Consider the following 12,097-nt stretch of genomic DNA (forward strand, 5'->3'; position numbering starts at 1 on the left):
GATTTCGTCGTTTATTCCACCACGACCGGAAACGCGCCCGATGTCACTGCGCCCAGCCGGTCGGTCACCGTCAGGATTGCCTCATAGCGTCCCGGCGATTCGTATGCATGCACCGCGCGGATCTCGCTTGCGCGTTGTCCGTCGCCGAAGCGCCATTCGACCTTTTTGATAAACGGCTCCGGATCGTATGACACGCCATATCCTGCCACAAATGCCCCGCCCAGTGAAACCGGCAGCCGGCCCGCGGGCGCCCGGAGCACGTCCGGGGCGTTGAACACTTCCTCCCGGCCGGTCCGCGTCCGAAGTTCGCGCAGGGCCGGCAAGACGGCCAACGGACACTTTCCGACCAGCACGTCCGCCACCGCCTTGATGCTGGCGCCACACATCGTCGGGTCGCAATAAGCCACCACAATCCCGTCGGCTTCCAGCATGTCCACAAGCGGACGCGGATGGCCGAGCCACACGACCACGACGCGGGCGCCCGCTTCCTTGAGTTTGCGGACCAGCCGGGCTTCGCCCTGGTTGCGTTTCATGGTTCCCAGGACACACACAACCGTTTTCAGCCCCGTAATGTTTCCAGTAATTCGCGCAATCTCGAAATCCTCGATGTCGCCCAATTGCTGCGCGGTCTGGATGTTCTGCTGGACGACCGCCTTGAGGTTGCGCTTGAGCAGTTTGGTCATTTCCTCCACGCCGAACACGCCCGTGACGCCAGCCGGCGTCGAACGTCCCGATTCCAGCGGCAGCACGTTTCCGGCATTTTTCAATACGGTGATGGACCGCCGCTCCACCTCGTAGGCTTCCTTGGGATAGCGCGCGCTCGTTTCCAGGGAAGCCGCCTTGTACACGCCCGGCCGGTTGCGTTCCGCCAGCTTGCGATCGGTTTTCAGGCGGACAACCCGTTCAAAGGCCTCTTCAATGCGTTCGCGTTCCAAGAGGCCCTTTTCGACCGCGGCCGCGACGGCTTCGATGGCGCGCGCGACCTTTTGCCCCGTTTCGGACCAATAAACGATGTCCGCGCCCGCGTCCAACGCCATGATGGCCGCCGAGGCGGTGTCGCGCTGCCGCTGGACGTCCGGCGCATCAACGGGTCCCGCCACGATGACGCCCTCGTAGCCGAGTTCGCCGCGCAACAGGCCGTGAATGACCGCCCGCGAAATACAGGCGGGCGGACTGCTCTCGTCGAGTGTCGGAACCAGCGTGTCCCCGACGTGCAGCATCGGCGTGCCCTGTTCAATGGCTTTCCGGAACGGCAGCAGGTCATGTTCCATCAAATGGATCTTGGGCGTCAGAAGGGTTGCGGGGGACTGCCCGGTCCGGTTTTCGCCGCCGCCGGGAAATCCCATCGGCATGGCGATGATCCCGTTGCTCTCCAGCGTGTTCTGAATCGTTCCGGCGACCTTCGCCGCGAAACGCGGATCGCTGCCGAGATGGTCCACGCCGCCCACGGCGCTCGGGAGCGTCGGAGCCAGATCGAGACGCGGCCCCAAGTTGAGGTTGAAGCCCATGGCATTGAGGTGATCGGCGGTCAATTTGGCGAGTTTGCCTGTCGCGTCCAAATCGGAAGATGCGGCCAATGAGAGCAGGGTCGGCAGCTGGACGAACGGGTTTTTGAAAAGGTGCTGTCGCTGCGGCAGATCGTATAACTGCGTACCAATCAGGAGAGGACTGCCCGTCCTCGATTCGAGACCGCGCAATTGCCTGATGTATTCCGCGGCATCGCGGGGTTCGACGATCATGGGAATGACAAGGCCGGCCGGGGGATAGCGCAACAGAAATTCCGTTTCTTCCGAGCGCGGCCCGTACAGTCCATTCAGGGTGACCAACATCAATTGCGCGATTTTTCCGCGCAGAAGCGCCGCTTCCTGTTTTGGACCGGAAGGGCTTTCGGGCGGCTGGGCCGGAGACGGCGCCGACAGGGCCGCGGGTTCGCGCCCCGGAGGCGGATTTACCGTGCCGGCAAGCCCGGAACCGCCCTGCTGTGCCCATGCCGGCGCGGAGCAAAGGACAATAACGGCAAGCCACCGGCCAAGAAAAATGCCATTCATGGATAAGATCCTGTTTTCAAGTGGCATTGTAGCAGAGATATCCCTTGGCCCGGAAACCCGGCGCAACCGGCCGTGAACGGCCACAAACCGACTCGTTCAAGGACATAAAGGATTTCAAGGACAGCAACCCGGCGGATGAAGTCTCTTGTGTCCCGGTTTTCCTGTACGTCCTTTTTCCTTTGGCAAGGGTTGACGCCTCAACGGCTGGTTTCCACAAAAAACAACAAGAAATTCTTGGGCAACATGCGCAACCCATTGAAATCCACGATTTATCGAACGCGAAAACCGCGGGGGTTTGAGCACGATTACGATTACGATTACGATTACGATTACGATTACGAGCAAGAGCAAGAGCAAGAGTAAGAGCAAGAGCAAGAGCAAGAGTAAGAGCAAGAGCAAGAGCAAGAAGAAAAACCGGATTCTGTGTACTTGGCCCGCGTTAGTTGAATGCCTCCACAAGTCCGTTCATGAAGTCCCCGGACTGTATCAGTCGAATGCGCGAGAAACCCGCTTCCTCCAGGGTTTCGCGTATTTCATCAAAAGTGTAGGTGCTTCCGCCGGGGGTTGCGGCGAGCATGTTGACGGCAAACAGAGCGCCGCTGGCCGGATGCACATGATCGGGCTCCATGATGTGGTCGCGGATCACGAGGCGTCCACCAGGCAGCATCGCGCGCCGGCATTTTCGGTACAGTTCGACGTTCTCCCTCGGACTGTTCTGATGGATGATCGCGGAAAGAAAGACGAGGTCGTGGCCGCCGGGAAGGTCGTCCTCGTAGAAGTCGCCGGCGGCGAACGCAATCCGATCCAGCAGACCGCTGCCCTCCAGCCGCGCGCGGGCGAGTTCGACAACGGGCGCGCGATCGAATAGGGTGGCGCGCATGCCGGGACATGCGCGGAGGAACGCCTCGGTATAGGTGCCCGATGCGCCGCCCACGTCGAGCAATGCCCGGGCGTCGCCGGGCGCGACAGCCTTGACCACTTCCGGCGCCATGCGTGCGCCGATGACGTGCATCGCGCCGATGAACGCAGCGAGTTGCGCATCCGTATCGAAGACGCCGGGCGTCTGCGCCACGGGTATCCCGCGCACGATGTCGCTGATGTTCGACCAGCGATGCCACAGTCCGGCGACGTGCAGAACCATCGGGAGCACGGAGCCGGGCGAGGCGGAACCGAGCATGCCCGCTATCGGCGCGGGACACGAATAACGTTCGTTGGATTTTTCCAGCAATCCCATGGCCGTCAGCGCGTCGAGCAGGATGGTCAATGCGCGAGGATCCCATTCCTTCGCGTCGGCGATTTCTTTGGCGGTCATCGCGCCGGACGCCAGGCAATCGAACAGGCCCAGCTCCGCGCCGCTCAAAAAGATGCGTGATTCCATGAATTGCCGTGCAAGGGCGAGAATGCTTTCAGGGGTGTGTTGCGCCGCCATCACTTCGTCTCCATTCCGTATTCAATCGTGTGCGTTTTTGCGTCGAGATCGATCGTTACCCGCGTTCCGTCCGCGAAGGTGCTGCGCTGCTTGCGCCATGTCGCGTCGAGGAATTCGTGGTTGGTCATTTCCAGCGTGGCGCATCGTTGGGACAAAGCGCAAGCCTCCTTGACCCGCGCAATCGCCGCCGCGTCGGCGCCGGGGCCGACGTAGGGCAGCCCGGCATTCAGCAAACAGTGCAGTCGGCCCGAGTCGTCCTTCGGAATACCCCAGCCGCCGTCTTCGCCCATCTCCCACGGCAACAGCAACGAGTCGTGGTACACCAGATTGAACAACGGCACGGGAATGCCCCGTGGACCGCCTCCGCCGATGTGGGGCATGGTCGCATAGGGGCCGTGATGGACCAAGTCGAGCCATGGCACGAGGTAATCGGCCGGTTCTTCGGAACTGATTACGTACCCGCGCGCACGAAGAATCGAGAAACATTCGCGGCGGTAACGCGCGCAATCGGACCGCGTCATCGGATGCGCGGGTGCGAAACTTTCCTCGAGCGGAACGACGCTGAACACGTCGAGGTACGCGCCCATGACCTTCACGCCGTTCACGGCGAACAGGTCGTGGTTGCGCCGGACGTACTCGGGCGCGAATCGCGCGCTGAGGATGCTCTGCGGTCCGCCACACCAGGTGCCTTCCATCGGAATCGAACCGTCCGGGCGGACCGTCGCCAAGGCGGGATCGAACGACACGGCGCTCTTGTAGAAGTCGCGGTACTGGTCGTGGACGGCGAACAGGTAGCCGAGTTCCTCGCACGTGGCGGCGAACCGGCGAAGCCCCTCCCAGCCGCCCTGCTCGGAGCCGACGGGCAGCACGTCGGGATGGCCGTTGTCATAACCGTAGAATCCCCAACCGTCGAGATGGACATACGCGTCGTCAATTCCGCTCGCCTTCAATTGCCGGAGTTGTTCGGCGAGTTCCATGAAGGTTTGCAGGCTGTGATTGGCTTCGATCTTCTCCTTGTTCGCCAGCGCGGACTCCTTGACGAAGTGATACAGCGCGCCAAGATGCACGACGGGCCGTCCGATGACCTCGTTGACGTTCGGCGTGCGCACGCGTTTCTCGTCGAGCGACACGAAGCGCCCGCCCTCCTTCACGAAGCGGCGGTATCGTTTCGCAAAGGTCACGTATGTGGCCTCGTCGTCGAAGACATAGCGCGCGATGCGCATATAGTTCAGCCGGCCAAGCGAGGCATGCCAGCGCGGCTGGATGGTGGTCGGCCCGCCTTTCGGGTGGCGATAGGCCGCGCCGGCGTCGTCGCTCGTTTCGAGGATCGTCAGGACGCCCCGCCCGTCGCGGATCTGCCCCCACCACGGCATGTACAACGACCGCGAGTTGGAGAGGTCCGCCTCGTTGATGGACTGGTCCCAATTTCCCGGCAGCAACATGCCCTGCATGTGCGGAATCACGGCAAAATCCTTGTCCGTGTTTTCCGTTGCCAGCGGTTTTGGCCACAGGATGAGTTCGAGGTTGGACACGTCCCCCGGCGCGGCGATCTCGAAAACGATCTCGTTTCCGATCAGGTTCGCGGTCAGGCGCAAGTCGAGGCCGGGCGCGTCGGGGAATTCCGAGAATGACAGTGTCATACCGGCGCTGTAACCGGTATTGAACGGCTCGCATTTGACGATTTTCGCGGCGAGCAGGCTGAAATGCTTGCCTCTCAGTTGAACGTCATTGCCGTCGCATGGCGCGAAAAACCATTCGGCCTTTGGCGTCTTGACCGTCATGCGCAAATCCGTCTTGCCGATCGTCAGTTCGAGCGCGGATGACTTGACGGGCCAGGCGTCTTCCTTCTCCTCGAACATACCTTCCACACGCGAAGGCTTCTCGGCGGCATGCGCCAAAAGAGAAGTCCGTAAATCGTCGAGCATGCGATAGATCGCGTTGTACTCGTCAACGGACGCGGCCCCCGCATCGAGGCGTTTCTTCGCTTCCGCGAGCCCCGCAGCCTTCTCCGATTCAAAGTCCTTTGTTACGACGATGGCATCGAGCCGTTCCCAAAACTTCTGCAACGCCGCCATTCGCGGAGCAAAGTCCTCCACCGCCATTACGTGTGTCGCCAAGAGCAGGACCGTAAGCATGGTGTTTTCCCTCTAATGAATTGCGTTCATCCAATCATGCGTCTTAGGAACCACAAAGCCGCAAAGACACAAAGGACGGCGTACTCATGCGGCCTTTATGCCTTCGTGCCTTTGTGGTGAATTGACCGTTCATTTCACTTTACGCGTATCCTACGATCATCTCATTTCACACGCACGGCTTTCATCGGTTACCGGTAACTTGACCGCCACGCCTTTGAGGCCCGCGTCGTAGAGCCAGCCGGATTCGCTTATTTGGAGCGCATCGCCGTCGGCGGCGCGCTCGCCTGCGCCGGTTACGGTCTTCGGCTCGTCAACTGCCGCCGCCGGGCCGATGTTGTTGTGCCGGGGATCTGGCGAGAGCGCGCCGATGACGCATGCCGTCAACAAGGTGGCCATGAGTGCGGTGTGTATAATGTCGTTCCTCCGTGCTTTTCCCCATCTTATCCGATCGGCGTATGCGTTTGAAAATGCAAAGGCTGGAGGAATCGCCACCCTCCAGCCTTGAGCCTGCAGCCCATAGTCTCACTGACTCACTTCTTCATTCGTCTCCCCACGAACCACAGCGCCGTCAGTACGCCCGCCACGAGGCCCGCATCGGCCCCGGCGTTTTTAGCGGGGTGCGGGTTGTCTCCCTGCCAATAGTAACCGGTCGCGGTGGTTGTGGCGCCCTCCTCGACGATCACGGTAAACGGTTGCGGGGTGTGCCACGGTTCATCCGACCCAAAACAGCCCGGCACGATGGTGTCCCTGAACGAAACGACATGTTCGCCGGGCGTCAAGCCCGCGACGGTTTCGCCGCTCAGATGCCAGGAGCCGCCGTCCACCCGCCACAATCCGCCCGCCAGAATCGCGCCGGGCGGCTCGATGGTCACTCTCAGCGAGCCAGTTGTCGAAAGATACAATCCCGTGATTTCAGCCGTTTGATCCGCATGAACCTGAACCGTCTGATCCTGCGGCTTGATCCAGCCCGTGACTTCCGCGAACGTGACCGTGTATGTGCCGGGCAGGAGATCCGCCACCGTAATGTCTTGGCCGGCATACCAGTCGCCCTGGCCGATGCGCCACTGTGCGCCCGCCGTGACGGCTTCCGCCGGCGTTATTCTCACACGCAGCGAACCGGTGGGGACCGTGACGGTTCCATTGGCCTTGTTCGGCGCGAGGGGATCGTCCTGGCGCGGCGTGTAGCCGTACTCGTCGAACTGGTTGAAGGAACTCAGGGCAACGGGCAACGGCCCGGTTGCGTTGCCGCCGATTTGGAACGAAAGGTTGACCAGCACGGTCGGGTCGCTCTTGCCAAGGGCGCTGTTGCTGCTGACGGCCAAGTTGATCCAGCCGTTTTCCGGATTCTCTTCAGATACACCGTGATTCTCATCCATCGAGAATCCGCCGGCGAGCGCCGGGCCGAGTTCGGCGGACTGGTAGATCAGACCCGCGTCGCCGGACGGGAACGTCACCGACGCCGTGAATCCAGCCAGCGGCGGCGCGCCGCCGATCATGATGGGCACCGTAACCAGTTCGCCCGGCGCGCCCTGCACAGCCCCGACAACGACGTCAACGCTTTCAATCGCCTTGGTCAGGCGGGCAGCCGCGAAGGACTCACGCGAGAAGTCCCACGTCTTCGCCGGCGAGGGCGGCGTTGGATTGATGGGCATGCCCGCGAGCCAGCGCTGGATCAGCGTTGAATCGGCGGCGTCGGCGTAGCCGTCCAAGTTGATGTCGCCGGCGGCCGGGAAACATTCGGCGGGCGGCGGCACTTTCTTCGTCCAAATCTTGAGAATTTGACGGGCGTCGTCCATGTCCACGTCGCCGTCCTGGTCTACGTCGCCTTGGAGGCACCCGGCGTTAACGCAAAGCGTCCCGTTCAGGAGTTCATAATCCGAGATCGGCAACGGCCACGGAACCGAATCGTCGTAGAGACGGACGCCGTTGCCGACACCGAACACTTTTTCGTCCAGGAGCGCAAGCGGGCCGCACGTGTCGTCCGGCACGTTTTTCAGGCGGACATATACATTGAACAAATCGCCCGCGCCATACAGCGGGACACCTTCAATGGACGTGCTGATGATGTAAAGCGACAAAGAGTCCGAATCCTTGTCGTTGGACACGATGAACGCATCGAACAATCCCGCCACCGACGCCGTCACGCCGGTCGGTTCAACCACGAAATCGTCCCCGGTCACGCCGAGATCAATCAGATCGGACGGCAGGTGCGCCACAATCTGGATGCCCGAGGTGCTGATGTCGTATGCGCATTTCGACGAGATCGGAATGCGGCACCACGACGGCTCGCCCGGCACGCGCTCCCACAGGTACAGGCTTCGGTCTTTCACGGCGATATCGGGGAAGTACAGCGTCAAATATTCCGCTTTGACCGGTTCCGAGGCCGTTGAGTGCTCGCTGGGGCGGTCGGCGCCGCTGATGGCCTGGATCGTGTAGATGAAATACGTGCCGCGGGCCGCCGTGGTATCCACGAACTCGGTTCCGGTGAGGATGCCGTCGTAGATATCGCCGCTGTTGCCGTTGATCTTGATCGGATCGCCGAGCGCGGTTCCCGCGGCGTCGCTTACGGCGCGCCAGACGTTGTAGCCCTTGAGGTTGTATTCGGGATTCGACGGCCATTCGAGATAAACGCTCCGCGGACCGCTGCGCGCGATGGGCCGTCCGGGCCTTGTCACACCCAACGGCACAAGCTCGACTTCCATGTCCACCTTGGGCGCGATCACGCCGTCCGCCGATTTGGGACGATACTCGCTCAGCGCGAAGGTCAGGTCATAGGCGAAGCCGGACTGAAGCGATCCCGGGCGGGTCCGTGTGGGAAACGCGAAGCGCCCCTGTGTATCGGTCTTGGTCGAATCGAGCGCCTTGATTGCGCTGGCGATTTCAATTTTGACGCCCGCCACCGGCTTTTTCGTGATGCTGTTGATTACAACACCCGTAATCAATGCTTCGCCTTCCCCTTCCCCTTCCCCTTCTCCTTCACCTTCTCCCTCGCCTTCGCCCTCGCCTTCGCCCTCGCCTTCGCCTTCGCCTTCGCCAACAGGGATGGCCTCGTAGGCGCCCTTGTCGAATCCCGCGCCTTGCGGGCGCGTGACGCCAAGAATATCCGTACCGGGCGCGCCTGTGGCCGTTCCCGTGTCAATGCAGGGTGATCCCGGACCCGGCATAAGGTCGTTGGGCGCCGCAACGAACAGGGGATCCAAGGCGGGACTTCCGCCGAATCCGTTCTGTTCGATGCAGAAGGAGAGGACGGGATGGCTGCCGTCCACATCCGCAACGCCGTCCGGCGTATTGCCCCAAATCACGCAGTTGGTGAGCACCGCCGCCGAGGAAACCTCGCAGGACACGGCCCCGCCCGAAACGGCCCGGTTGTTGGCGAACGAGCAATTCACGATGTTGGCCGTGCCTGAATTGGCATTGCGAATCGCGCCGCCCGTGCCTTGCAGCGAATAGTTGTTCGCGAAGACGCAATTGACAAGCGACGGCGAACATTGCACGTTGGCGACGCATCCGGACCACTTGCCTGAATTGCCCAGAAACGTGCTGGCGGCAATCGTCGCGTTGGATCGGAGGTTGATCATGGCGCCGGCGTTGCCGCCGTTGGCGGAATTGTTCGTAAACACACACCGCGTAAAGGAGGGCGTGGAGTCGCGGTTGTCCACGGCGCCGGCATTGGTCCCGACGTTCTGCGTGAACGTGCAATCCGTCACCACGGGCGCGGCGGCGGTCGTGTTCGCGATGGCGCCGCCGCTTGTGGCATTGTTTCGGGTGAACGCGCATTGCCCGATAATCGGCGCCGCTGCTTCCATGTTGATCATGGCGCCGCCAAGGCCGCCCGTATTGCCGGTGAACGTGCAGGCGTCGAAAGTTGGCGAGGCGGCAATCACGACCGCGGCGCCGCCGTAGGCTGCGGCCACGTTGTTCACGAACATGCAATTTGCGATGCGGGGCGATTCGCCGTCGCAAATCAGGCCGCCGCCCATGCTGTCGAGATCCGAGGCGGAAGCGTTTCCGTTTCGGATGGTAAACCCGTCCAGGACGCTGTTCGTGGCGCCGATGATCACATGATAGGCCGGCGACCCGCCGCGCGCCTTGGCCCCGTCAATGACGGTTACGTTCTTGGTCCAATCGCGTTCGTTACGGGCGGTTTCCGTGCCCGCAAAACCGCCGTACAACTGGACGCCGGGTTTCAAAATGACGCCGCCGGACGGATGCGCGGGCCGTTGCTCGTCGTAAATTTCCTTCACGACCCAGACTTCGCCCCCGCCTTGCGCGTAGGCGGCGTCTATGCCGGCCTGAATGGTGCCCACGGGCGCGATATCCTTTTGCGCCCAGGATCCCGGCGGGCCGACGTAAACGACGCCCGCCGATGCGGTTCCCGCAAGAAACAACACGCCCAACACGATTGCAAAACGCCGCGTCCACATATTCTTGTCCTTTCCTGCGCGCGCCATTGGAAATTCAATGCCCCTGAGACAGCCAAGCCGCAATGCGACGGTCATTGGCACGATTTTTCGCAACATTCTCACGCAATCGCCGATGTTGCAAACAAAAAAGTAAAACTGACATCCTCGATCCGTATGGCCTATCTTCACTTTACCCCGAAAGAACCATTCTGTCAACTTCGATGCAGGCATGGCCGCCGCGTCATTGTGGGGAGCGAGTTTACGAGCGACACGGCAATCCCGGCTTTTCCCACGGGCCGCTATGCTTCCCCCAACGGAAATGAATGCGCGTATGCGGCCATGGCCCGCAGGTTGTCCGGCGGGGTGTCGCGCACAATCTCGCATCCGGCGCCCACGATATAGGCCGGACCGGCCTGACGGTGGCAGGCGGCAACGGCTTCGCGGATCTGTTCGGGCGATCCGTTGCGGACCACGGCGACGGGATCGAGATTTCCAAGAAGGACCTGGGCGGGCCCCATCGCGGCGCGGGCCTCGTCCATCGGAACCATATAGTCGAGGTCCACGATATCGCAGCCGAGGCGTCCCATACCGTCGAGTATGGGCCGGGTGTTACCGCAGATGTGCAGGCGGACGCGGCCGCCCGTCGCGTGGATGCCCTCGACGAGACGCTTTTCGCACGGGAACACGAAGGCTTCGTAAAGGTCCGGGCCTACGAGCGACGCGGCGGCGTCTCCCACGCCGATCAGGTCCGCGCCGGCCTCGATTTGGGCGCGCGCGAAGCGCAATCCCAATTCCAGCACGAACTCGAACAGGTCCGCAACGAACGCCGGATCCTCGTAGAAGTCCATCATGAGCGCGTTTATCCCACGCAAATCGGCGGCTTCGGCGCAGGGACCTTCGACCCATCCCTCGATCAGGTATTCGCGGGCCGCGCGTTCGCGGAACAAGGCGGCGGCCTCGATGCGATCGCGCATCCGCGTTCCGCCAAGGGGATCGGGCATGGGCAACCGCGCGAGTTCCGTCTTGTCGGCCAAGCGCGCCCGCGATTCGTCAAGGGCGGGCGGCTGGTTGTCGAAAAAATGGACGGCGGCCCCGCAGTCCGCCGCCTCGCGCGCGGGATCCGATATGCAGGACACATAGTCGAAACCATACGCTTCCGCGGTGCGCAGTTGCGCCTCAACGAGCACGCGGTGGTCCGTCGCGTAAGCGCGGTACGGCACGCCGGCGTGATCCGCCGCGAACATCATCGTTATCGGCATGAACGGCAGACGATCGATCGGCCGTTTCTCCAGGCAATTGAGAATGCGTTCCCTACCGGTCATGTTCGTGGTTTCCTTGGGCGGGCAGGATCGGCTTTGTCGAGATTCCCCCGCATATTCAAGTCATCCAATTGACGATATCGTCACCCTGTATGGCTTTCGGTTGAGTTGCGTGCTCGCGATATCGCGCAACGATGCGCGGATTGCCTTTCATTCCATAAATCGGGGTATCCGTATCAGATAAACACATCGCCGTTGCCTTTGAACCGCCGCGCGCGCCATCAACGCTTTATAAAGCGCATCGTCTATGTCTTTTTTTTGTGCTACCGCTACGTCGAGCATCCTCCAATTCTTGGTTTATTGTATCACCTTTCATGAACAAAGCGAGCCCGGCAAGGTTTGCCCAATGGGTCTGGCCGACATTTCCCAAGGCAGCTCAGCCACAAAGGCTCAATCGGGGCTGGCAAGCAAAGCGCAAAAAGATGACCGGTGACACGGGGTGCTCTTTTTTGGCTAATCCGGTTTTTCCGATCTGTTCCGACCCGGTTGAACTGGTGTGTCCGGACCGGTCTCATGACGCGAGAAGCCCCCTATTCCTCCAACGATCCGGATTGACGGTAGCCCCCGGCCCCGATAGGGGCCGAAACATGAATAGCCGTGGGGGGCAACCCACGGAACCGGATCAGCCAGCGGTCAACCCGGAACGGGTTGAACCTGGAGTTTATACATTTTTAGAACGGTCGAATGAGACGGTGTTCGACACGAAGTCCCGTAGGGACGCCTTGAAAATAGCCCAGGACGCCAGTCCTGGGATCTCGCGGCG

At 61.5% G+C, this 12,097-nt stretch carries 6 protein-coding genes; all 6 read right to left on the reverse strand.

What is annotated here, in order from left to right; all coding sequences use genetic code 11:
• Window positions 1-11: 11 nt before the first annotated feature.
• The 6 genes from P5540_16015 to P5540_16040 all read right to left on the reverse strand — a co-directional run bounded on the left by P5540_16015 (window position 12) and on the right by P5540_16040 (window position 11,337).
• A complete protein-coding gene (locus P5540_16015) occupies window positions 12-2,048 on the reverse strand; it encodes a glycoside hydrolase family 3 N-terminal domain-containing protein (protein ID HRT66322.1) in 2,037 nt (678 codons plus the stop codon).
• A 439-nt stretch (window positions 2,049-2,487) separates the two neighbouring features.
• A complete protein-coding gene (locus P5540_16020) occupies window positions 2,488-3,477 on the reverse strand; it encodes a methyltransferase (GenBank protein HRT66323.1) in 990 nt (329 codons plus the stop codon).
• Window positions 3,477-5,612, reverse strand: a complete 2,136-nt coding sequence (locus tag P5540_16025) for a DUF5696 domain-containing protein (GenBank protein ID HRT66324.1) — start codon at window positions 5,610-5,612, stop codon at window positions 3,477-3,479. The genes P5540_16020 and P5540_16025 overlap by 1 nt, the downstream gene beginning before the upstream one ends.
• A gap of 156 nt (window positions 5,613-5,768) precedes the next feature.
• A complete protein-coding gene (locus tag P5540_16030) occupies window positions 5,769-6,008 on the reverse strand; it encodes a hypothetical protein (GenBank protein HRT66325.1) in 240 nt (79 codons plus the stop codon).
• Window positions 6,009-6,142: 134 nt separating this feature from the next.
• Window positions 6,143-10,036 carry a choice-of-anchor Q domain-containing protein gene (locus tag P5540_16035; protein HRT66326.1) on the reverse strand — a complete coding sequence of 1,298 codons (3,894 nt, stop codon included), beginning with the start codon at window positions 10,034-10,036 and terminating at the stop codon, window positions 6,143-6,145.
• 278 nt (window positions 10,037-10,314) lie between these two features.
• Window positions 10,315-11,337: a uroporphyrinogen decarboxylase family protein gene (locus tag P5540_16040; protein HRT66327.1), complete on the reverse strand. Its 1,023-nt coding sequence runs from the start codon at window positions 11,335-11,337 to the stop codon at window positions 10,315-10,317.
• Window positions 11,338-12,097: the final 760 nt, after the last annotated feature.

It is taken from the genome of Candidatus Hydrogenedentota bacterium, assembly GCA_035450225.1.
Taxonomy (GTDB): Bacteria; Hydrogenedentota; Hydrogenedentia; order Hydrogenedentales; family SLHB01; genus DSVR01.

What these genes read in the sequence shown, in the direction of transcription:
- P5540_16040 (HRT66327.1), bottom strand. Translation starts at nt 11,337, where the DNA reads ATGACCGGTAGGGAACGCATTCTCAATTGCCTGGAGAAACGGCCGATC.
- P5540_16035 (HRT66326.1), bottom strand. Translation starts at nt 10,036, where the DNA reads ATGTGGACGCGGCGTTTTGCAATCGTGTTGGGCGTGTTGTTTCTTGCG.
- P5540_16015 (HRT66322.1), bottom strand. Translation starts at nt 2,048, where the DNA reads ATGAATGGCATTTTTCTTGGCCGGTGGCTTGCCGTTATTGTCCTTTGC.
- P5540_16020 (HRT66323.1), bottom strand. Translation starts at nt 3,477, where the DNA reads ATGGCGGCGCAACACACCCCTGAAAGCATTCTCGCCCTTGCACGGCAA.
- P5540_16025 (HRT66324.1), bottom strand. Translation starts at nt 5,612, where the DNA reads ATGCTTACGGTCCTGCTCTTGGCGACACACGTAATGGCGGTGGAGGAC.
- P5540_16030 (HRT66325.1), bottom strand. Translation starts at nt 6,008, where the DNA reads ATGGCCACCTTGTTGACGGCATGCGTCATCGGCGCGCTCTCGCCAGAT.